The organism is Actinomycetospora aeridis, assembly GCF_037400275.1.
In the GTDB taxonomy this organism is placed as follows: Bacteria; Actinomycetota; Actinomycetes; order Mycobacteriales; family Pseudonocardiaceae; genus Actinomycetospora; species Actinomycetospora aeridis.
Genome location: NZ_JBBEGL010000008.1, coordinates 136,604 through 156,962 on the forward strand (window position 1 = coordinate 136,604; position 20,359 = coordinate 156,962).

21 protein-coding genes and 1 riboswitch are annotated in these 20,359 nt (G+C 74.4%); of the genes, 9 read left to right on the forward strand and 12 right to left on the reverse strand.

The features are described 5' to 3' along the window. Window positions 1–9 precede the first annotated feature (9 nt). The gene (locus WCD41_RS25505; protein WP_337717805.1) at window positions 10–945 is read left to right on the forward strand and encodes a TIGR03564 family F420-dependent LLM class oxidoreductase; all 936 of its coding nucleotides are present in this window, start codon (window positions 10–12) and stop codon (window positions 943–945) included. Here WCD41_RS25505 and WCD41_RS25510 read toward each other — a convergent pair. Next, window positions 912–2,006, reverse strand: a complete 1,095-nt coding sequence (locus tag WCD41_RS25510) for an LLM class flavin-dependent oxidoreductase (protein WP_337717806.1) — start codon at window positions 2,004–2,006, stop codon at window positions 912–914. The two genes, WCD41_RS25505 and WCD41_RS25510, sit on opposite strands and share 34 nt — an antisense overlap. A gap of 311 nt (window positions 2,007–2,317) precedes the next feature. On the opposite strand from WCD41_RS25510, the gene WCD41_RS25515 reads away from it, so the two are divergent. Next, entirely contained in the window at window positions 2,318–3,421 is a 1,104-nt protein-coding gene (locus WCD41_RS25515) for an LLM class flavin-dependent oxidoreductase (protein ID WP_337717810.1), read from the forward strand. Further along, a complete protein-coding gene (locus WCD41_RS25520) occupies window positions 3,418–3,777 on the forward strand; it encodes a cupin domain-containing protein (protein WP_337717812.1) in 360 nt (119 codons plus the stop codon). Before WCD41_RS25515 ends, WCD41_RS25520 begins: the two co-directional genes overlap by 4 nt. A 4-nt stretch (window positions 3,778–3,781) precedes the next feature. Here WCD41_RS25520 and WCD41_RS25525 read toward each other — a convergent pair whose 3' ends face one another. From WCD41_RS25525 to WCD41_RS25535, 4 genes are all read right to left on the reverse strand, one after another. Next, on the reverse strand, window positions 3,782–4,936 hold the full coding sequence (locus tag WCD41_RS25525) for an LLM class flavin-dependent oxidoreductase (RefSeq protein ID WP_337717814.1): 1,155 nt from the start codon (window positions 4,934–4,936) through the stop codon (window positions 3,782–3,784). Next, window positions 4,915–5,064 (reverse strand): putative leader peptide, encoded by a 150-nt coding sequence (locus WCD41_RS31195; RefSeq protein WP_373695196.1) that lies wholly within the window; start codon window positions 5,062–5,064, stop codon window positions 4,915–4,917. The genes WCD41_RS25525 and WCD41_RS31195 overlap by 22 nt, the downstream gene beginning before the upstream one ends. A 44-nt stretch (window positions 5,065–5,108) precedes the next feature. Next, the gene (locus WCD41_RS25530) at window positions 5,109–6,455 is read right to left on the reverse strand and encodes an aminotransferase class V-fold PLP-dependent enzyme (protein WP_337717816.1); all 1,347 of its coding nucleotides are present in this window, start codon (window positions 6,453–6,455) and stop codon (window positions 5,109–5,111) included. A 38-nt stretch (window positions 6,456–6,493) separates the two neighbouring features. Beyond that, window positions 6,494–6,608: riboswitch (SAM riboswitch) on the reverse strand. A gap of 51 nt (window positions 6,609–6,659) precedes the next feature. Next, the gene (locus tag WCD41_RS25535) at window positions 6,660–6,887 is read right to left on the reverse strand and encodes a hypothetical protein (protein ID WP_337717818.1); all 228 of its coding nucleotides are present in this window, start codon (window positions 6,885–6,887) and stop codon (window positions 6,660–6,662) included. An 84-nt stretch (window positions 6,888–6,971) separates the two neighbouring features. Here WCD41_RS25535 and WCD41_RS25540 point away from each other — a divergent pair, with 84 nt between their 5' ends. Continuing rightward, window positions 6,972–7,505: a TetR/AcrR family transcriptional regulator gene (locus WCD41_RS25540; protein WP_337702387.1), complete on the forward strand. Its 534-nt coding sequence runs from the start codon at window positions 6,972–6,974 to the stop codon at window positions 7,503–7,505. Here WCD41_RS25540 and WCD41_RS25545 read toward each other — a convergent pair. Beyond that, window positions 7,477–9,060 (reverse strand): APC family permease, encoded by a 1,584-nt coding sequence (locus WCD41_RS25545; RefSeq protein ID WP_337717820.1) that lies wholly within the window; start codon window positions 9,058–9,060, stop codon window positions 7,477–7,479. The two genes, WCD41_RS25540 and WCD41_RS25545, sit on opposite strands and share 29 nt — an antisense overlap. 142 nt (window positions 9,061–9,202) lie before the next feature. Here WCD41_RS25545 and WCD41_RS25550 point away from each other — a divergent pair, with 142 nt between their 5' ends. The 4 genes from WCD41_RS25550 to WCD41_RS25565 all read left to right on the forward strand — a co-directional run bounded on the left by WCD41_RS25550 (window position 9,203) and on the right by WCD41_RS25565 (window position 13,820). Further along, window positions 9,203–9,892 (forward strand): GNAT family N-acetyltransferase, encoded by a 690-nt coding sequence (locus tag WCD41_RS25550; protein ID WP_337717822.1) that lies wholly within the window; start codon window positions 9,203–9,205, stop codon window positions 9,890–9,892. Window positions 9,893–9,905: 13 nt separating this feature from the next. Continuing rightward, window positions 9,906–11,069 (forward strand): LLM class flavin-dependent oxidoreductase, encoded by a 1,164-nt coding sequence (locus WCD41_RS25555; protein ID WP_337717824.1) that lies wholly within the window; start codon window positions 9,906–9,908, stop codon window positions 11,067–11,069. 9 nt (window positions 11,070–11,078) lie between these two features. Then, window positions 11,079–12,464: an NtaA/DmoA family FMN-dependent monooxygenase gene (locus WCD41_RS25560; protein ID WP_337717826.1), complete on the forward strand. Its 1,386-nt coding sequence runs from the start codon at window positions 11,079–11,081 to the stop codon at window positions 12,462–12,464. Between the two features lie 75 nt (window positions 12,465–12,539). Then, entirely contained in the window at window positions 12,540–13,820 is a 1,281-nt protein-coding gene (locus WCD41_RS25565) for a flavin-containing monooxygenase (protein WP_337717828.1), read from the forward strand. On the opposite strand, the gene WCD41_RS25570 is transcribed toward WCD41_RS25565, so the two are convergent. Together WCD41_RS25570 and WCD41_RS25575 are read right to left on the reverse strand one after the other, a co-directional pair. Then, the gene (locus WCD41_RS25570; RefSeq protein ID WP_337717830.1) at window positions 13,807–14,361 is read right to left on the reverse strand and encodes an OsmC family protein; all 555 of its coding nucleotides are present in this window, start codon (window positions 14,359–14,361) and stop codon (window positions 13,807–13,809) included. The two genes, WCD41_RS25565 and WCD41_RS25570, sit on opposite strands and share 14 nt — an antisense overlap. A 261-nt stretch (window positions 14,362–14,622) precedes the next feature. Continuing rightward, entirely contained in the window at window positions 14,623–15,162 is a 540-nt protein-coding gene (locus tag WCD41_RS25575; protein ID WP_337717832.1) for a TetR/AcrR family transcriptional regulator, read from the reverse strand. 95 nt (window positions 15,163–15,257) lie between these two features. Here WCD41_RS25575 and WCD41_RS25580 point away from each other — a divergent pair, with 95 nt between their 5' ends. Beyond that, on the forward strand, window positions 15,258–16,145 hold the full coding sequence (locus tag WCD41_RS25580; protein WP_337717834.1) for an NmrA/HSCARG family protein: 888 nt from the start codon (window positions 15,258–15,260) through the stop codon (window positions 16,143–16,145). Between the two features lies 1 nt (window position 16,146). Here the strand turns inward: WCD41_RS25580 and WCD41_RS25585 are convergent, their stop codons facing one another. The 4 genes from WCD41_RS25585 to WCD41_RS25600 form a co-directional block, all read right to left on the reverse strand. After that, window positions 16,147–16,806, reverse strand: a complete 660-nt coding sequence (locus WCD41_RS25585) for a methionine ABC transporter permease (RefSeq protein WP_337702370.1) — start codon at window positions 16,804–16,806, stop codon at window positions 16,147–16,149. Further along, complete coding sequence (locus WCD41_RS25590) at window positions 16,803–17,822, reverse strand: methionine ABC transporter ATP-binding protein (RefSeq protein WP_337717836.1); 1,020 nt, start codon at window positions 17,820–17,822, stop codon at window positions 16,803–16,805. The genes WCD41_RS25585 and WCD41_RS25590 overlap by 4 nt, the downstream gene beginning before the upstream one ends. 12 nt (window positions 17,823–17,834) lie before the next feature. Next, window positions 17,835–18,719 carry a MetQ/NlpA family ABC transporter substrate-binding protein gene (locus WCD41_RS25595; RefSeq protein WP_337717838.1) on the reverse strand — a complete coding sequence of 295 codons (885 nt, stop codon included), beginning with the start codon at window positions 18,717–18,719 and terminating at the stop codon, window positions 17,835–17,837. Window positions 18,720–19,001: 282 nt separating this feature from the next. Next, a complete protein-coding gene (locus WCD41_RS25600; RefSeq protein WP_337717840.1) occupies window positions 19,002–20,357 on the reverse strand; it encodes a rhodanese-like domain-containing protein in 1,356 nt (451 codons plus the stop codon). Window positions 20,358–20,359 lie beyond the last annotated feature (2 nt).

Genomic DNA, 20,359 nt, shown 5'->3' on the forward strand with positions numbered 1-20,359 from the left:
CCTGGTCGCGTGATCGGTATCGGTGTGAACGTGGCGGCGGGCCTGCCCGCGGACCCGGGCAACGTCGTCGACGAGCTGGCGGGCCGCGCGCGTACGGCGGAGGCCGCGGGCGTGGACACGGTGTGGCTCCCGCAGGGCTACGGCGTCGACACGCTGACGACGTTCGCGGCGATCGCCCGCGACGTCCCGCGGGTGGAGCTCGGCGCGTCGGTGATCGTGGTCCAGCCGCGGCACCCCCGCGTGCTCGCCGCGCAGGCCCAGACCGTGCAGGCGGCCTCGCACGGGCGGTTCACGCTCGGGCTCGGGGTGAGTCACCCGGGGCTGCTCGAGGTCTACGGGATCCCGTTCGACCGACCGGTCGCGGCGCTGCGCGCGCACCTCGACGTGCTGCTCCCGATCCTCGACGGCCGTGCGGTACCGGGCGCCGAGGGGCCGGGCTCCGACGCCGCCGCGACGACGGTGCCGGGCGCGGCCCCGCGGGTTCCCGTCCTGCTCGGGGCGCTCGGGCCGGTGATGCTGCGCCTCGCCGGGGAGCGGGCGTCGGGGACGATCACGTTCCTCTCCGGCCCGCGGACGATCGCCGACGAGGTGGTGCCGCGGCTGACCCGTGCCGGGTTGCCGCGGCCGCGTGTCGTCGTCGGCGTGCCCGTGGCGGTGACCGACGACCCCGCGCGGGTGCGCGCCGAGGTCGCCGCCGAGTACGCCGCGTACGCGCGGCTCCCGTCCTACGCCGCGACCCTCGCGCGCGACGGGTTCGGCTCGCCCGGCGACATCGTGGTCGCCGGCGACGAGGACGCGGTCGCCGAGGGTCTGCGCCGCTACGCCGAGGCCGGCGCGACCGACGTCAACGTCAGCCTCGTCGGCGACGCCGCGGACCGGGAGCGCACGCTGCCGGTGCTGGCGCAGCTCGGTCACGCCGCCCACTCCGCGGCCAGCAGCCGGTAGGACTCCACGCGGTCGGCGTGGTCGTGGGTGATCGTCGTGACGAGCAGCTCGTCGGCGCCGGTGAGGCGCGCCAGGGCCGCGAGGCGCTCGGCGACCGCCGCGGGATCGCCGACGAGCTGCGTCTCCAGCCGGTCGGTGACGAGCTCCGGGTCCCACTCCGCCTCGGCGGCCGCAGCGGGGTCGGGGTACGGGATGGCGCCCGCCCCGCTGCGGATGCTGTGCACCCAGGGTGCGTAGCCCGCGGCGAGCTCGCGAGCGCGCGCCGCGTCGCGGGCGACCACGACATCCGCGGAGACCATCACGTGCGGGCGGTCGAGGGTCGCCGACGGCCGGAACGCCGCGCGGTAGCCCTCGACGGCGTCGAGCACCGTGCCCGGGCTGACGTGGTAGTTCGCCGCGAACGGCAGCCCGCGGGCGCCCGCGACCTCCGCGCTCTCCCCGCCGCTGCTGCCGAGCACCCACGTCTCGACGCCGGCGCCCTCCCCCGGCACCGCGTGGACCGCGACACCCGCGGACGCGCGGTGGGTGCCGGCGAGCAGGCCGAGGACCTCGTCGACCACCGCGGTGTAGCCGGGCGCCTCCGCGCCGGGCTGGCGGATCAGCTCCCGCTGGGCCTTCACCCGCTGGGAGCGCAGCGCCGCGCGGGCGGTGAACGGTGCCGGGATCACGACGCCGTCGACGACCCGGCCCTCGACGTGCCCGTTCTCCCGCCGTGGGTCCCTGGTCCCCCCGGAGCGGCCCAGCCCGAGGTCGATCCGTCCCGGATACAGCGCGTCGAGGGTGCCGAACTCCTCGACCACCGACAGCGGCGTGCGGTGCCCGGTCTGGACGGCGCCGGAGCCGACGCGGATGTCCGCGGTGGCGGCCGCGACCGCCTGCATGAGCAGGGTCGGCACCGCGCCGGCGACGCCGGGGTTGAGGTGGTGCTCGGCGAGCCAGTAGCGCCGGTAGCCGAAGCGCTCGGCGGCGCGGGCGAGGTCGACGGTGTTGCGCAGGGCGTCCGCGACCGTCGACCCGGCGGGGATCGGGGACAGGTCGAGGACGGACAGGGACGGCGGCACGGGAACTCCACGAGGTGCGTCGGGACGGGGAACCGTCAGCGACAGCGGGCCGACCACGTGCGGCACAGGTCGACGTGCAGGCGCTCCCAGGAGTGACGGAGGAGCAGCGGGTCGACCACGCTCCGATGGTCGTGCGGGGCGGCGGCGTGGCGCAAGCGGTGTTGACACCGCCGCGCGAGCAGGCGGAGTCTCGGACCGTGCCCCGCTGCCGCGCCCTGACGCGTCGCCGTCACGTGGATCTGCGCCGGGTCACCGCCCAGGGGTGTCGCTGAGGCCGCCGCCGCCTCGACGATCCTTCCCCGGGAGCACCCGTGAAGTTCCAGGTCCTCGACATCGTTCCGCACGCACCGCACCCGGTCACCGGTGAGCTGATCTCGGTCCACGAACGCCTCGAGCGCGTGGTCGAGACCGCCGTCCGCGCCGAGCGCCTGGGCTTCGACTCCTACGCGGTCGGCGAGCGCCACGCCGGCGAGTTCGTCTCGTCGGCGCCGACGGTGCTGCTCGGCGCGCTGGCGCAGGCCACCGATCGGATCCTGCTCTCCACCGGCGTCACGGTGCTCTCGCTGCTCGACCCGGTGCGCGTCGCCGAGGACTACGCCACCGTCGACCAGCTCTCCGGCGGGCGCCTCGAGATCGTCATCGGCAAGGGCAACGAGGACAGGCACTTCGGGATGTTCGGCCTCGAGCTCGGCCGGCAGTACGAGTACCTCACCGAGAACTACGAGCTGCTGCGCCGGCTGCTGCGCTCCGAGCACGTCGACTGGCAGGGCACCCACCACGCCGACCTGCACGACGTCACCACGTTCCCGCGCCCCTTCGACGGGCCGTTCCGGATCTGGCACGGGTCGGCGACCTCGACCCACGCCGTCGACCTCGCCGCCCGCTGGGGCGACCCGCTGTTCTCCGCGAACGCGCTCCAGCCCCGCGAGGCCTACCTCGTGCTCATCGACCGCTACCGCGAGAAGCTCGCCGAGCACGGGCACGACCCGTCGGTGGGCTACGTCGGGTCGGGGTCCGGCGGCCTGTTCCTCGCCGACTCCGACGAGGAGGCGATCGCGCAGTACCGGCCGATCTACGAGGCGATGGCGACGAAGCTCGCCGCGAAGCACGCCGGCGACACCCGCAAGGGCAAGACGATGTCGTTCATGACCATGGAGGACGCCGTCGCGCACGGCCCGGCGCTGGTCGGGACCCCGGAGCGCGTGGCCGAGAAGATCCTCGACTACCACAAGAGCTACCGCCACGACCTGCAGTCGGTGTCGATCAACCCCGTCCTGCCCTACCCCCAGCAGCAGGAGGTGCTGGCCCGGTTCGCCGAGGAGGTCGTCCCCCTCGTGCGCCGCGAGGTGTCGACCACGCTCTGGAGCCCCGACGACCCCGGCCGCGCCGCCGGCCTCCGAGAGAGGAACCCATGACCTCGACGACCGCCATGCAGAAGGGCGACCTCGCCGCCGCCCCCGCCGACGTCCACGGCAAGATCTCGAAGAGGACCGTCGAGCTCGACGGCGTCAGCGTCACCGAGGTGACCTTCGGCGTCGGCGCCCGCTGGTCGACGGACCTCAAGGAGTACGCAGGCACCGCGTCCTGCGAGCTCCCCCACGTCGCGCTCGTCCTCTCGGGGAGGCTTCACGTGGTGATGGACGACGGGTCCGAGGACGAGTTCGGCCCGCACCAGGTGATGCTCCTGCCGCCCGGGCACGACGCCTGGTCGGTGGGCGACGAGCCGGCGGTGTTCGTGGAGTTCTCCCGCGGCAACGACCTCTACACCTAGCGACTCACCGCGCCGCCCACGCCTCGGCGAGCAGCTCGTGGCTGCGCACGCGGTCGGCGTGGTCGGTGGTGATGGTCGTGACGAGCAGCTCGTCGGCGCCGGTGGCCTTCACCAGCGTCTCCAGGCCGGCGACGACGGTGGCGGGCGCGCCGACGAACTGGGTGTCGACGCGGTCGGCGACCCCGGCGCGCTCGTCCTCGCTCCACGGCCGCGCCCGCGCCTGCTCCGGCGTCACGTAGGGCTGCGCGCCGCGGCCGGTGCGGATGTCGAGCACCCACTGCCCGTAGGGCGCGGCGAGCTCGTCCGCCGCCTCGTCGGTGGGCGCGACCACGACGTCGGCGGAGACCATGACGTACGGGCGGTCGCGGTGCGCCGACGGCGTGAAGGCGGCGCGGTAGGCGTCGACGGTGTCGAGCACCGTGGTGGGGATCGTGTGGTAGTTGACGGCGAACGGCAGGCCGAGCTCGCCCGCGGTCTGCGCGCTCACGCCCGGGCTGGAGCCGAGCATCCAGAACTCCAGGTCGGCGCCCTCCGCGGCCGGGGCGTGCAGCGGGGTGCCGTCGTCGCGGGTCGCGGTGCCCTCGAGGTAGGAGAGGATCTCGCGGACCTGCGCGCGGTGGTCGGGCGCAGGGTCGTCGCCGCTGATGCCCATGCGCTCGCCGAGGACGGCGAACCCGGACAGGTCGACGCCGGGCACGCGCCCGGGGCTGGGCAGGAGCAGGCCGTCGACCCACTTCGACGGCGGCGGGGGCGGCACCTCCCCCGCCGGCTTCGCCCGCTCGCTGATCATCGTCAGGATCTTGTGGATGTCGAAGCGCCCGAGCCCGAGGTCGACGCGGCCGGGGTGGATCGCGGCGACGGTGCCGAACTGCTCGGCGACCTGCAGCGGCGGCGTCATCGGCATCTGCACCGCGCCCGAGCCGACGCGGATCGTCCGGGTCGCCCCCGCGATGAGCCCGGCGAGCACCGGCGTCGACGCCGATGCGACGCCCGGGGTCAGGTGGTGCTCGGCGACCCAGTAGCGCCGGTAGCCGGCGGCCTCGGCGGCCTGCGCCAGCGCGACGCTGTCGCGCAGGCCGTCGGCCCCGGTGCCGCCGGGCGGGACCGGCGAGAGGTCGAGGACCGAGAGCGGGATGGTCAGGTCGTGGGACGGGTGCACGGGGGACCTCCGGCGGAGCGAGCGGGTCGGGGGACGTCGAACGTCCCCGGACACGTCGCGCTCGCCGTGCGCACGAGGTCCACGTGACGGCGGTGGGTGCCGGCGAAGGATGTCGGGACCGCGGTCACGACCTCTGCCTACCGGGCGACCCCCGCCCCGGCAAGCGGAAGTGTCACCGCCCGCAACCGGCCGGGTCGGCGTGGTCGCCGAGCCGGAAGGGGTCGAGGTCGCGGGGATCGGGCGTCGGCACCCAGCGCCCGTCGCGCAGGGCGTAGGTCCACGCCGGGCCGTGGGCGACGATCGTCGCGATCGCGGCGACGAAGCGGTCGACGTCCTCGGCGGTGGTGGCCAGCCCGAGGCTCGCGCGCACCGCGTCGCGGCCGCCGGTGAGCCGGGCGAGCAGCGGGTGCGCGCAGAAGCGGCCGTCGCGCACGCCGATGCCGTGCTCGGCCGAGAGCGCCGCGGCGACGAGGCCCGCGGGCAGGCCCCCACCGTCGGGGCCGACCTCGAGGGTGACGACGGCGACCCGGTCGGGCGCGTCGGAGAAGGCGTCCAGCGTGCGAACACCGGGGATGCCGGCGAGACCTCGGCGTAGCCGTTCTGCGAGCTCTCGTTCGTGCTCGGGCAGCACGGTGTCGATCACGGGCTCGAGCGCGCGGCACGCGGCGGCCAGCGCGGCGGCACCGAGCATGTTCGGGGTGCCGCCCTCGTGGCGCTGGGGTGCGGGGAGCCAGTCGGTTCCGGTGACGTCGCCGGTCACCGAGACCGCGCGCACCGCGCCGCCACCCGCGAGGTGCGCCGGCGCGGCGTCGAGCCAGTCGCGGCGCCCGACGAGCACGCCCGCGCCGTACGGGGCGTAGAGCTTGTGCCCCGACAGCGCGACGTAGTCGACGCCGAGCGCGGCGAGGTCCACCCGGCGGTGCGGGGCGAGCTGCGCGGCGTCGACGGCGACCCGGGCGCCGGCGGCGTGGGCGAGGTCGGCGATCTCGCGCAGCGGCAGCGTCTCGCCGGTGACGTTGGAGGCGCCGGTGACGGCGACGAGCGCGTGCCCACCGACGTGCTCCCGGAGGGCGTCGAGGGTCGCCGCGACCGTGTCGCCCGCGGTGACCACCCGGTGCTCGGTGTGGCGCCAGGCCAGCAGCGTCGCGTGGTGCTCGAGGTCGAGCGTCAGCACCGGACCGGGCACGGCGCGGGCGAGCAGCGCGAGGGCGTCGGTGGTGTTGCGGGTGAAGACGACGACGTCGTCCTCGCGGGCGCCGAGAAAGCGCCCCACCGTCTCGCGCGCCGACTCGAGCAGCGAGGTGCAGACGCGCGAGGTGTAGCCGGCGCCGCGGTGCACGCTGGCGTAGTAGGGCAGGACCTCGACGACGTGGTCGGCGACGGCCTGCAGCGGCGGGGCGCTGGCGGCGGCGTCGAGGTCGACGTGGCGCACGCGGCGCCCGTCGACGAGCGGGACCTCGAGGTCGGCGCCCACGGTGGCGGGCAGGGCTGCAGTCGGCGCAGTAAGGACAGCCGTCATGACGGGTCTCCGGACCGTCGGGGACCCGACGGTCGGCGGGTCCGCGCTTGCCGACGGCGGGTGTCGCGTCGGCCTGGTCATCACCCGGAGCACCCCGCCGCGGAGGAGGGTTGCCGACCAGCGAGCCGGGGCTTGGCGCTGGTACTCGTGACCTGGTCGGGGAAGTTAGCACGGGGCGCGGCCGCCGCCGCAAGCCTGACCGCGTCACACCGGCTGCGGCACCACGCGGCGCAGGTCGTCGGCGTGCTCGGCGACGAAGTCGGTGATGTCACGCGGTGGGCGGCCCGTCAGGCGCTCCACGGCGTCGGTGAGCTCGGCGAGCTCGCCGGCCGCCGCGCCGCGGGAGAGCTCGGCGACGTCCTGCGCAAACGTCGCGGAGAGTCCCCGGTCGACGAGGAACGCGACGACCTCGTCGGGCGGCAGCGGGACCACGCCGACGCGGCGCCGAGCACCACGATCATGTCATCCCCCTTAAAGTGAGAGTGCCTCGGGAAACTAACATGAGGGGTACTCACCTTGTCGACACCCACGCGGCGGCCCCGCGCGGACGCCACCCGCAACCGCGCCGCGCTGCTGGCCGCGGCCGACGACGCCTTCGCGGCCGACGGTGCCGGGGCGTCGCTCTCGGCCGTCGCCGCCGGGGCCGGCGTGGCCATCGGCACGCTCTACAAGCACTTCCCCACCCGCCGCGCGCTCGTCGGCGCGCTGCTGGCCGAGCGGCACGACGCCCTGTTCGCGCGTGCCGAGGGTGTCGACCTCGCGACCTGGCTGCGGTGGGTCGCCGAGCACGCCGCGACCTACCGGGGGCTCGCCGAGCTGATCGCGTCGGACCTGCACGCCCCCGACGAGGCGGGCGACCGCCTCGCGGCGGACTGCGCGCGGATGGCGGCGATCACCGAGCGCACGGTGGGCGCCGCGGACCTGCGCGCGGACGTCACCGTCGACGACGTCGTCACGCTGATGAACGCCGCGGCGTGGACCCGTGAGCAGCAGGGCGCGGAGGCCGCGGACCGCCTGATCGCTACGACGCTGCGGGGGATGTCTCCCTGACCCCCGACCGCACCGCGATCGGGAAGATCGCGAGCGCCCAGGCCCCGACGAGCAGGGAGTCCCACGGCGCGGGCAGCACGTCGGCGCCGTCGAAGCTGCCGAGCCCGGACAGCAGGAGCAGCACCAGCAGGTGGGCGACGAGCCAGGCCCCGCGGCGCAGCTCGCCGGTCAGCGAGCCGATGCGGTCGGTGCGCCACAGCAGCGCGAACAGCGGGACGCCGAGCAGCACCAGGGGCAGCGCGAGGCGGAGGTCCTCCCACCCCGACCAGTAGATGAACTCGGTGGAGAACAGGAACGCGATCGGCGCGATCCAGCGCAGGCCCGGGACCCAGCCGGAGAGCCGGTCGGGCTCGCGGCGCCGGAACACCTCGGCGGCCACGGCGGCGGCGAGGTAGAGCAGCAGGTACATCGTGCCCATCACGGAGACGATGTCCTGCCAGCCCCGGAACGGGAGCAGGAACACCACCATCACCGCCAGGTTCAGCGCCATCGCCCGCCGCGGCACGCCGGAGCCGGGGTGCACGCGCATGAGCGCGCGCGGCAGCAGCCGGTTCTTCGCGAGCGCGTAGGTGTGCCGGGCGTTGACCGCGACGCCGACGTAGGCCGAACCCCCGGGCGAGATGACGGCGTCGGCGTAGAGCAGCGCGGCGAGGAAGCCGAGGTTCAGCGCGACCGCGAGCTCGCCGAACGGCGACTCGAAGTTCACCCCGGACCAGCCGTTCACCAGCGCCGAGTCCGGGACCGCGCCGAGGAACGCGACCTGCAGGCCGAGGTAGAGCAGCACGGCCGCGGCGATGCTGCCGAGGACGGCGAGCGGGATCGTGCGCCGCGGGTTGCGGGCCTCGCCGGAGAAGTCGACGGGGGCCTGGAACCCGTTGACCGAGTAGACGATCCCGCCGCCGGCGAGGGCCGTCAGCACGGCGCCGTAGCCGTACGGCGCGAAGCCGCCGTGGTCGGTGAGGTGTCCGCCGTCGAACCCCGACGCGACGAGCAGGACGACGGTCAGCACCGGGATGACGACCTTCACGACCGTCACCGCGGTGTTGAGTGTGCCGAAGAGCCGCACGCCGAACCAGTTCAGCGCGGTGAGCACGACCGAGAGCAGCAGCGCCGCGACGACGCCCCAGCCGGTGAGCTCGTCATCGCTGTAGAGCCAGGGCAGGTAGTAGCCGGCGTACTGCACGATCGCGGTCAGCTCGGCGCTCGTCGCCCCGACGGCGAGCAGCACCGAGACGCCGATGACGGTGCCGGTCAGCCGTCCGCTGGCGTAGAGCGGCCAGCGCACGGTGCCGCCGCCCTCCGGCCGCGTCGCACCGAGCTCGACCATCACCAGCGCCACCAGCGCGCACAGCAGCCCGGCGGCGACCCACGCGAGGATCGCGGCGGGTCCCGCGATCTGCGCGGCGTAGAGCGCGGCGAACAGCCAGCCGGAACCGACGATGTTGGAGAACCCGATCGCGGTGAGCCCGCCGACGCCCAGCCGGCGCCGGAGCCGGCCCTCCTCGGCGCCGACCTCGGTGTCCGAGGCGTCCGGCGCACCCGGTGCAGCGGTCATGGCGGTACCCGACCACCTCCGCCGCTTCACGGCAGCCTCACGCGGCCGGGAACCGCGGCCCGGGTCGCGTCGGTCACACCGTCGGGTGCCGTGAGCGTGCCGTGAGCGGAATGGGCCCGCGGCGGGGGCGGTTGTGCCAGGGGTGGCATCCGCACTCGACGAGCCGGTCCGCGCGTCGCTGCTCGGCGCGCACGCGCACCTCGCGCAGGGCCTCGGGGACGCGGTGCGCTACGACCCGGACGTCGCCCCGTTCCTCGCCGAGCCGCACGGCGCCGCCGAGTGGGAGGACGCCGCCGCGCTGGTCGGGCCCGGCCACCGGACCGTCGTCCCGGCGTTCGGCGTCCTGGAGCCGGTCGGCCTCGAGGTCCTCCGCTCCGTGGCCGGCGTCCAGCTCGTCGGCGACGCCGTGACCGGCCGCGACGACCCCGACCTCGTGCGCCTCGGGCCCGACGACATCCCCGCGATGAGCGAGCTCGTCGCCCGCACGAAGCCCGGCCCCTTCCTGCCGCGCACCATCGCGATGGGCACCTACCTCGGTGTGGTCGAGGACGGCGTGCTCGTCGCCATGGCCGGTGAGCGCCTGCACCCGCCCGGGTACACCGAGATCAGCGCGGTCTGCACCGACGAGGCGCACCGCGGTCGGGGTCTCGCGACGCGGCTGGTCCTGGCCGTCGCCGCCGGCATCCGGGCCCGCGGCGAGGTGCCGTTCCTGCACGCCGCAGGCGACAACACCAGCGCGATCCGGCTCTACGAGACGCTCGGCTTCCGGCTGCGCGCCCGCCCCGACTTCACGGCCCTGACGGTCCCGAGCGACGTCCCCGCGCGGACCTGACGACAGGAGGACCATGACCCAGCAGGCACCACTGCACCTCGCCGTCGCCCTCGACGGCACCGGCTGGCACCCCGCGTCGTGGCGCGAGCCCGGCGCGCGCGCCGACGAGCTGTTCACCGGCGGCTTCTGGGTCGACCAGGTCCGCGAGGCCGAGGCGGGCCTGCTCGACCTCGTCACGTTCGAGGACTCGTTCGCCCTGGCCACCGACCGCGCCGACCGCGCCCAGGGCAACCTCGACGCCCAGCTCGTCGCCCTGCGCGTCGGCCCGGTGACGAGCCGCATCGGGCTGGTGCCGACGGTCGTCACCACCCACACCGAGCCGTTCCACGTCTCCACCGAGATCGCGACGCTCGACTACGTCACGACCGGACGCGCGGGCGTGCGGGTGCGGGTCTCGTCGCGCGAGGACGAGTACGCGCTGTTCGGGCGCCGCGAGTACGGCGCCGAGAGCCGCGAGGGCCTGTTCGACGAGGCCGCCGACCACATCGAGGTGCAGCGCCGGCTCTGGGACTCGTGGGAGGACGACGCCGAGATCCGCGACGCCGCCACCGGGCGGTTCGTCGACCGCGAGAGGCTGCACTACATCGACTTCGAGGGTGCGCAGTTCTCGGTGCGCGGCCCGTCGATCACGCCGCGCCCCCCGCAGGGCCAGCCGCTGGTGACCGCGCTCGCCCACGTCGACGTCGCCTACCGGCTCGCCGCCCGCGGTGCCGACCTCGTCTTCGTCACCCCCGGCGGTGTGGGCCGCGACGGGCCGACCGGCGACGCGGAGGCGATCCTGCGGCAGGTCCGCGACGAGGAGGCCGCCGTCGGCCGCACCGGGGACCCGCTGCACGTCCTCGGCGACCTGCTGGTCGTGCTCGACGACAGCGCCGACGCCGCCCGCGCGCGCCTGGCCCGCCTCGACGAGACCGACGGCGGCGAGCTGCGCAGCGACGCGCGCATCCTCACCGGCACCGCCACCGACGTCGCCGACGTCCTCGAGTCCTGGCACGGCACGGGGCTCGCGGGCGCCCGGCTGCGCCCGTCCGTCACCGCGCACGACCTGCCCCGCATCACCCGCGAGCTCGTCCCCGAGCTGCAGCGCCGGGGCCTGTTCCGCACCGCCTACGACGCCGACACGCTGCGGGGCCACTTCGGCCTCGCGCGTCCCGCCGACCGCTACGCCCGCGCCTGAGGAGCGACCGTGCCCAAGAAGCAGATCCACCTCGCCGCCCACTTCCCCGGTGTCAACAACACGACGGTCTGGAGCGACCCGGCGTCGGGCAGCCACATCGAGTTCGAGTCGTTCCGCCACTTCGCGCAGACCGCCGAGCGCGCCAAGTTCGACTTCCTCTTCCTCGCCGAGGGGCTGCGCCTGCGCGAGCAGGGCGGGCGCATCTACGACCTCGACGTCATGGGCCGCCCCGACAACGTCGCGATCCTCCAGGCCCTGGCCGCGATCACCGACCGGATCGGCCTGGCCGGCACCGTGAACTCGACGTTCAACGAGCCGCTCGACGTCGCCCGCAAGCTCGCGACGCTCGACCACCTCTCCGGCGGGCGCGCCGCGTGGAACGTCGTCACCAGCTGGGACGAGTTCACCGGCGAGAACTTCCGCCGCGGCGGCTACCTGCCCAAGGACAAGCGCTATCTGCGCGCCCAGGAGATGCTCTCGACCGCGCAGGCGCTGTGGGACTCGTGGCCCGCCGACGAGGTCGTCGCCGACGCCGGGTCCGGGCAGTTCCTGCGGCACGGGGACGCGGGGCGGTTCGCGATCCGCTCCGACCAGTTCGACATCTCCGGGCGCTTCCCGGTGCCGCGCAGCCCCCAGGGCCGGCCGGTGATCATCCAGGCCGGCGACTCCGAGGAGGGCCGCGAGTTCGCCGCGTCCAGCGCCGACGCGATCTTCACCCGCCACGGCGAGCTCGAGGCCGGCCAGGCGTTCTACGCCGACGTGAAGGGCCGGCTCGCGAAGTTCGGCCGACGTCCCGAGGACCTCAAGATCCTGCCGGCGGCGACGTTCGTTCTGGGCGACACCGAGGAGGAGGCGGCCGAGAACGCGCGCCAGGTGCAGTACCAGCAGGTCGGGCCGGCGACGGCGATCGCGTTCGCCGAGCAGATCTGGAACCGCGACCTCTCCGACGTCGACCCCGACGGCCCGGTGCCGTCGTTCGACCCGAAGACCGACGACGACGTCGACTCGGGCTCGCACATCTCCAAGGGCCGCGCGAGCGTGCGGATGTACAAGGACCCGGTCGCGGTGGCGAACGAGTGGCGCGAGCTCGGCGAGCGCGAGGGCCTGTCGCTGCGCGAGGTCGTCATCGCCAAGAACGGGCGGCACACGTTCGTCGGCACGCCCCAGCGCGTCGCGGACACGATCGACCACTTCGTGCAGTCCGACGCCTCGGACGGCTTCGTGCTCGTCCCGCACATCACCCCGGGCGGCATGGACGTGTTCGCCGACAAGGTGGTGCCGTTGCTGCAGGAGAAGGGCTCGTTCCGCACCGAGTACGAGGGCACGACACTGCGCGAGCACCTGGGCCTGCAGCCCTCCCCCACCACCGTCGCCGCAGTGAGCGTGGAGGCGTGATGCACGTCCCATGTGAGCGAACTTTGGTGCTATAGCACCGAAGTTCGCTCACATGGGCGGGCTAGGTTGAACGCCGTGCACGTCACGACCGTCATCATCGGCGCAGGTCACGCCGGGCTCGCGATGAGCCGCCAGCTCACCGACCGGTCGATCGACCACGTCGTCCTCGAGCGCGGCGAGGTGGCCAACTCCTGGCGCACCGAACGCTGGGACTCGCTGCGCCTGCTGACCCCGACCTGGCACCTCGGGCTCCCCGGCGACGACGGCCCCGCCGACACCGACCCCGACGGCTTCCTCACGGTCCCCGAGCTCGTGTCCTACCTCGACGGCTACGCGGCGACGGTCGCGGCGCCCCTGCACACCGGTACCACCGTGACCCGCGTGGGAGCGACCGACACCGGTTACGAGGTCACCACCGACCGCGGCACCTGGACCTGCGACACCGTCGTGCTCGCGAGCGGCAGCAACAACGTCGCCGCGCTGCCGGCCGCGGCCGAGGGCGTGCCCGACGACGTCACGTCGATCACCACCGCCCGCTACCGCTCCCCCGACGACGTGCCCGACGGCGGTGTCCTGGTGGTCGGCGCGTCGGCCAGCGGCGTGCAGCTCGCCGACGAGCTCGCGCGCTCCGGCCGGTCGATCACGATCGCCACCGGCGAGCACGTCCGCATGCCGCGCACCTACCGCGGCCGCGACGCCTTCTGGTGGATGGAGCGGGTCGGGGTCCTCGACGAGCGCTACGACGAGGTCGACGACATCATCCGCGCGCGCCACACCCCGTCACCCCAGCTCGTGGGCAGCCCGGGTCACGGCGACATCGACCTGGCCACGCTGCAGCAGCGCGGGGTGCGGGTGGTCGGCAAGCTCGGGCGCCTGCGCGACGGTCGCGCCCAGTTCTCGGGCGGGCTCGCCAACACCGTGCGGCTCGCGGACCTCAAGCTCAACCGGCTCCTCGAGCGCTACGACACGTGGGCCGCCGAAGAAGGGCCCGGCGACCTCGGCGATCCCCACCGGCCGGAGCCCACCACCGTCGACGCGTCCCCCCGGATCGAGATCGACCTGGCGCGCGAGGGCATCCGGACCGTCCTCTGGGCCACCGGCTACCGCCCGGACCACTCGTGGCTCGCGCTCCCGGTGCTCGACTACAAAGGCCGCCTGCAGCACGACGGCGGCGTCGTCGCCGGGGCGCCGGGCGTCTACGTGCTCGGGTCGAGCCTGCTGCGTCGCCGGCGCTCGACGTACATCGGCGGCGCCGGCCAGGACACCGCCGAGCTGGCCGACCACCTGGTCGGTCACCTCGCGGGCCGGTCGACGCCGCCGAGGAACGCTGCTCCGGAGCCGGTCAGCCCACGCTGACGTTCACGTTCGTCGGGTTGGCCAGCGCGTCGAACACCGCGGAGCGCTTCTGCGACTGGGCGACGAGCGCGGCGATGTCCTCGGGGCTCGCGTCGGCGTCGATGTCGAAGTGCACGTTGACGTCGTTGAAGCCGTTGCGGACCTCGGGGTCGCCGCCGAGGATGCCGAGCACGTTGTGGTTGCCCTCGACGGTCGCCTTGACCGAGTGCAGCTGGATGCCGCGGTTCTGGGCCACGGCGGCGACACCGGCCGTGAGGCAGCCGGCGAGGCCGGCGAGCACGGTCTCGACCGGCGTGGGGCCGCGGTCCTCGGAGGCGAAGACCTCCGGGTGGTCGCCCTCGAGGACGAAGGCCTGCTTGTGCTGCTGGTCGGCGCCGAGACCCGAGAAGTGCTCGATGGTCTGCTGCGAGTAGGTGCCGTCCTTCCACTCGGAGCTGACCTTCCAGACGAACTCGGCGGCCTGCGGGGCCTCCTTGAGCGCGTCGCGGGCCTGCAGCAGGGCGTCGCTGTTGACGTTGTTGTTCACGGTCGGGGTGGTCATCGGACACTCCAGATGTGTGTGATCAGTGATCGAGAAGAACCGGCCGCGGCGAGGGCCTGCCGCTGACGCCGGGGGTGGAGAGGGCTCAGGCCCCGGGGCGACAGCCCATGACGGAGACGCGGCACAGGTCGACATGACGTCGACGCACCAGCACCCCCCGACGGCTCACACCGAGATTCCTAGCGGAACCGTCGGCGCAGGCCAAGGGCTCAGCAGGGCTGCCGCGCGATCGGTGCGACGGCGATCACTCACGGCCCCGGATCACTCACGGTGCGGAGCCCGCACACCCCCGAATGCGAGGCGCACGAGACGGCGCGCGGCGTCGGGATCGGCGGTCACCGTCGACAGCGAGCACGCCAGGGCGAGCACGTCGTCGGTGGCGACGCCGTCGCGCAGGACGCCCGCGTCCTTCGCCCGGTCCACCAGGCGCGCCGCCGCGTCCCCGATGAGCCCGTGGCACGTGTCGCGCTCGTCGATGTGCCCGTCCGGACCGGCGAGCAGCGCGTCCGTGACGCCCTTCGTGGTCGCCGAGTAGGCGGCGAGCTCCTCGAGCCACGCCTCAAGATCGGCCCCCGGGTCCCCGTCGAGCGCCTCGGCCCGCTCGCACAGGCGCACCACGCCGTCGTGGAACACCGCGTCGAGCAGCGCGCGCCGCGAGGGGAAGTGCCGGTGCAGCGTCGCGGAGCCGACGCACGCCCGTCGCGCGATCGCCTCGAGCGAGGCCTGGGCGCCGTCGCAGCCGACGAGGTGGCGCGCCGCGGCGAGGATCTGCTCGCGGTTGCGCCGGCCGTCAGCACGCATGTCCCGGACCCTCCCCTGCTCGACAACCGGGGTACCACCCCATATCGTAGGCCACACCAAGCGGAGGACCACCCCACTTCACGGAGGACGTGCTGATGAGCGAGTTCGTGCTGGTCACGGGAGCGACGGGTCGACAGGGCGGTGCCGTCGCGCGGGCCCTGCTCGACGCCGGAGTGCCGGTGCACGCGCTGGTCCGCGATCCCGGCGCCCCCCGCGCCGCCGACCTCGCCGCCCGCGGCGCGACGCTCGTGCGCGGCGACCTCGACGACCCGGAGTCGCTGGTGGCGGCGTTCGACGGTGCGCGAAGCGTCTTCTCGGTGCAGATGCCCGACCTCGAGGACCTGCTGGGCGACCGCGAGATGCGCCACGCCCGCAACACCGCCGCGGCGGCCGCCAAGGCCGGCGTCGGGCAGATCGTGCACACCTCGGTGTCGGGCGCCGGGGGCACCGAGCCGGTGGACGAGGAGCGGTTCGGGGCGCACATGGCCCACTACTGGCGCAGCAAGGCCGCCGCCGAGCAGGCCGTGCGCGACGCCGGTGTCGAACGCTGGACGATCCTGCGGCCTGCGACGTTCATGGAGAACTTCGTGCGCCCGTCGTTCTACTTCGCCGACGGCACCTCCGACCGCCTGCTCGTCGTCACCGACCCCGACGCGCCGCAGCCCTTCGTCGCGACCGAGGACATCGGGTCGGCCGGCGCGGCGGCGGTGCTCGCGCCCGAGCGGTTCGACCGCGTCGAGCTCGAGCTGGCCGGCGAGATGCTGAGCTTCCGGGAGGCGGCGCGCACCCTGAGCGAGGTGTGGGGCGGCGAGATCACCCTGCCCGCGTCCGTCGAGCAGGCCCGGGAGTGGGGCGCGCCGGAGCACTACCTGGTCTCGCAGCAGTTCGTCACCGAGCACCCGCAGCCCGCGCGCCCCGAGTTCGCCCGCGCCCTCGGCCTGCCGACCACCCCGTTCGCGACGTGGGCCTCACGGGCTGTGTGAGTCAGCGGCGCAGGAAGCGGCGGGCCAGGAGGTTCCCGACGCCCTGGGCGGCCTGCACGATCACGATGATGATCACGACGGTGACCAGCGTGACCGGCCAGTTGAACTGCTGGTAGCCGTAGCTGATCGCGAAGTCGCCGAGGCCCCCGCCGCCGACGTAGCCGGCCATCGCCGACATGTCGACGACGGCGATGAAGATGAACGTGTAGCCGAGCACCAGGGGCGCCAGCGTCTCGGGAACCACGACCCCGAGCAGGATCCGCAGACGCCCCGCCCCGCTCGCCCGCGCCGCTTCGACGGCGGCCGGGTCCACCGAGAGCAGGTTCTGCTCGACGATGCGCCCGATGACGAAGGTCGCCATCGCGACCATCGGGAAGAGCACCGAGCGCGTCCCGACCGTCGTCCCCATCACCGCGAGCGTCAGGGGCCCGACGGCGGTGATGAAGATGATGAAGGGGATCGGCCGCACGATGTTGACGGCCACGTTGAGCAGGCCGAACACCACCGGCTGCGGGAAGAGCCCGTCGCGGCGCGTGGCGTGCAGCCCGAGGCCCAGCGCCAGCCCGAGCAGGCCCGCGATGACCATCGTCCAGAACACCATGTAGACGGTCTGGGCCAGCGAGAGCCAGAGCTGGGGGCCGAGCACCGACCAGTCGGTCATGCCGGTTCCTCCACGCGGGCGTGGGCGGCGAGATCCGCGACGAGCGCGTCGACGGCGGCCGGGTCGCCCTCGAGCGCGTAGGTGATGCTGCCGACGGGACGTTCCGCGAGCTCCGAGATCCCGCCGTAGACGATCACCGTCCGCACGTCGCGGTGGGCGGCGAGGGCGTCGGTGACGGCCTCCTGCTCGCCGTCGTCGCCGACGCCGACGGTGACCAGGCGTCCGGGGAAGCGCCGCCGCAGGCGCGCGACGGTCTCCGGCCCGGGGCGGTCGCGCAGCGCGCCCTGCACGAAGCGGCGGGTGGCGTCCTCGCGCGGCGCGGAGAACACCGCGTGCACCGTGCCCTCCTCGATGACCCGGCCGTCGGCCATCACGACGACGCGGTCGCACAGCGAGCTGACGACCTCCATCTCGTGGGTGATCACCAGGATCGTCGTGCCGAGCTCGCGGTTGACCCGGCGCAGCAGCGCCAGCACCTCGCGCGTCGTCTCCGGGTCGAGCGCGCTGGTGGCCTCGTCGGCGACGAGCACCGACGGCGACGTCGCGAGCGCGCGGGCGATCCCGACCCGCTGCTTCTGCCCGCCCGACAGGCGCGCCGGGTACTGGCGCGCCTTGTCCGCGAGGCCGACGAACTCGAGCAGCTCGGTGACCCGCGGGCCGCGGCGCTCGCGGGACCACCCCGCGATGCGCAGGGGGTACGCGACGTTGCCCGTGACCGTGCGCGAGGACAGCAGCCCGAACTGCTGGAAGATCATGCCGACCTCGCCGCGCAGCTCGCGCAGGCCGCGCTCGCCGAGGGACGAGGTGTGGTGCCCCCGCACCCACACCTCGCCCTCGGTCGGGAGGGCGAGGGCGTTGACGAGCCGCGCGAGCGTGCTCTTCCCCGCCCCGGACCACCCGATGACGCCGGTGATCGAGCCCTCCTCGATCTCGAGGTCGACCCCGTCGAGAGCCCGCACCGGGCCGGCCCCCTTCGGCCCGGGGAAGGTCTTGCCGACCTCCCGGAAGCTGATCACCGGCGCCACGGATCAGCCGCCCGCCTGCGTGGCGGCCTGCCGCAGCTGCTGCTCGGCGGCCTGGAGCTCGGCGGCCGGGGTCGTCACGAAGACGCCGCTGGCGCCGAGGTCCGCGCGCGCCGCCTCGATGACCTGCGGGTCGTGGTACAGCGCGGCCAGGCGCTGGTAGGTCGGGTTGTCGCGGTCGGCGCCCCGGGCCACGAAGGCGTTGATGTACGGACGCGACGAGGGGCTGTTCGGGTCGTCCTTGAACAGGACCTGGTCCTCGCGCAGGTTCGCGGCGGTGGCGTAGTTGTTGTTGACCACGGCGCCGTCGACGCCCGCGAGGTTGGCCGCGGTCTGCGCCGCGTCGATCGGGACCACGGTGACGCGCGAGGTCGCCTGGTCGATCTCGGCGGGCGTGGAGTTCGCGCTGCCGCCGCCGCGCAGCGTGATCAGGCGAGCGGCCTGGAGGACGAGCAGTGCCCGGGCCTGGTTGGTCGGGTCGTTCGGGATGGCGATGCGCCCGCCGGCCGGGATGGCGTCGACGGTCGGGTACTTCGTCGAGTACAGCGGCAGCGGGTAGACAGCGGTCGCGCCGATCGGCACCAGGTCGCCGTTGTTCTTGGCGTTGTAGTTCGCGAGGTACTGCAGGTGCTGGAACTCGTTGAGCTCCAGCTGGCCCTGCGCGAGCGCCGGGTTGGGCTGGTTGTAGTCGGTGAAGTTGACGAACTCGACGATGATGCCCTCGGCGCGGGCACGGTCGGCGTAGACGCGCCAGTAGTTCTCGGCGGCGTCGGCGACGCCGATGCGGACGGTCTGGCCGTCGCCCCCGGACGACTCGCCGGGCGCGGAGCATCCGACGGCGAGCAGGAGGGCGGCGACGAGGACGAGGACGGGACGGAGTGCTCGGGGCACGGGAGACCTCTCGGGAAGGGCGCGCGGACGTGCGCGAGGACCGGGCCGCGAGGGGCCCGGGGCGGATCGGGAAACGGGCGGGCGGGAGCGGGGAACGCTCAGCGGCCGGGGCGACAGCCCATCGCCGGGGTGCGGCACAGGTCGACGTGACGCCGACGCACCAGCACCTGCCTCCCGATCACGGCGGCAGGTCTACACGAACGGGGCACGGGGGTCCAAGCGACTGTGATCCACCCCGGCCTCCATGTGAGCGAACTTTGGGGCTATAGCCCCGAAGTTCGCTCACGTAGTCGCGGTGAGGCCCAGGCGCGAGGCCTCGCCGAAGTCGTCGTCGATCAGCACGACGTCGCGGCCGGCGCGCGCGAGCACCCCGGCCGCGATCCCCGCCCGGTAGCCCGACCGGCAGTGCACCCACAGCGGCGCCGGCGGGAGGTCGTCGACGCGGCCGGGCAGCTCGTGCAGCGGGACGTTGGTCGCGCCCGGGATCGCCTCGCCCGCGAACTCGTCGGCGCGGCGCACGTCGAGCACCTGCACGTCCTCGCCCGCGTCGGCCAGCTCGGCGAACGTGGCGACCGGGAACGAGGCCCGGCGCTCCGGCGGCGCCAGCGCCTCGGGGCTCCCGGCGGCGGCACCTGCGAGGTGGTCGATCCCGATCCGCGCCAGCTCGCGGCGCGCCTCGTCGATGTCGTCGGGCTTCTCCGTGAGCAGCGTCAGCGGCGCGCCCCAGGGCACGACCCAGCCCAGGTAGGTGGCGAACGACCCCTCGAGCCCGATGCCGACCGCACCCGCGACGTGGTCGGCGGCGTAGGCGCGACGCGCCCGCAGGTCGATCACCCACTCCCCCGCGGCGAGCCGCCGCCGCAGGATCTCGGCGTTGGCCGGCGCCACCGCCCCGGTCGGCAGCGATCCCGGGCCGGCGAGGTTCTCCGGCGACACGTGCGCGTAGTACGACGGGTACGCGGTGAGCCCGCTCGCGAGCCGGTGCACGAAGTCGTCCTCGTCGTCGACGGTGAGCGCGAGGTTGCCCTCCCGCTCCTGCGCGATCGTGCTCTCGGTGGCCCCCGAGGTCGGCGCCGACGAGCAGAAGCTGCCGAAGCCGTGGGTCGGGAAGATCCTGGCCCGCTCCTCGAGGTCCGCGGCCAGCGACCGCGCCGAGCGGTACTGCGCGCGGGTGAGCTCGTCGGTGCGGTCCGGGTCGACGAGGTCGGTGCGCCCGACCGTCCCGAACAGCAGCGACCCGCCGGTGAACACGGCGGGCGGCTCGTCGTCGGCGCCGTCGACCACGTACGCGAGGTGGGTGTCGGTGTGGCCGGGGGTGGCGCGCACGCGCACGGTCAGGCTGCCCGCGGTGAGCTCGTCGCCGTCGGCCACGGCGACACGGTCGAACGCGACGTCCTCGTCGGCGGCGACGGCGTAGCGCGCGCCCGTGCGCCGCGCGAGCTCGAGCCCGCCGGTGACGTAGTCGTTGTGGACGTGGGTCTCGACCACCAGCGCCACGGCGAGCCCGTGCGCGGCGAGCACGGCCTCGACGCGGTCGAGGTCACGCTGGGGGTCGACGACCACGGCCGCGACGCCGTCGTGGGCGACGTAGCTGCGGTCGCCGAGCGACGGGGTCTCGATGACTTCGACGGCGACCACGG

What these genes read in the sequence shown, in the direction of transcription:
- WCD41_RS25520 (WP_337717812.1), top strand. Translation starts at nt 3,418, where the DNA reads ATGACCTCGACGACCGCCATGCAGAAGGGCGACCTCGCCGCCGCCCCC.
- WCD41_RS25530 (WP_337717816.1), bottom strand. Translation starts at nt 6,455, where the DNA reads ATGACGGCTGTCCTTACTGCGCCGACTGCAGCCCTGCCCGCCACCGTG.
- WCD41_RS25545 (WP_337717820.1), bottom strand. Translation starts at nt 9,060, where the DNA reads ATGACCGCTGCACCGGGTGCGCCGGACGCCTCGGACACCGAGGTCGGC.
- WCD41_RS25555 (WP_337717824.1), top strand. Translation starts at nt 9,906, where the DNA reads ATGACCCAGCAGGCACCACTGCACCTCGCCGTCGCCCTCGACGGCACC.
- WCD41_RS25570 (WP_337717830.1), bottom strand. Translation starts at nt 14,361, where the DNA reads ATGACCACCCCGACCGTGAACAACAACGTCAACAGCGACGCCCTGCTG.
- WCD41_RS25575 (WP_337717832.1), bottom strand. Translation starts at nt 15,162, where the DNA reads ATGCGTGCTGACGGCCGGCGCAACCGCGAGCAGATCCTCGCCGCGGCG.
- WCD41_RS25580 (WP_337717834.1), top strand. Translation starts at nt 15,258, where the DNA reads ATGAGCGAGTTCGTGCTGGTCACGGGAGCGACGGGTCGACAGGGCGGT.
- WCD41_RS25585 (WP_337702370.1), bottom strand. Translation starts at nt 16,806, where the DNA reads ATGACCGACTGGTCGGTGCTCGGCCCCCAGCTCTGGCTCTCGCTGGCC.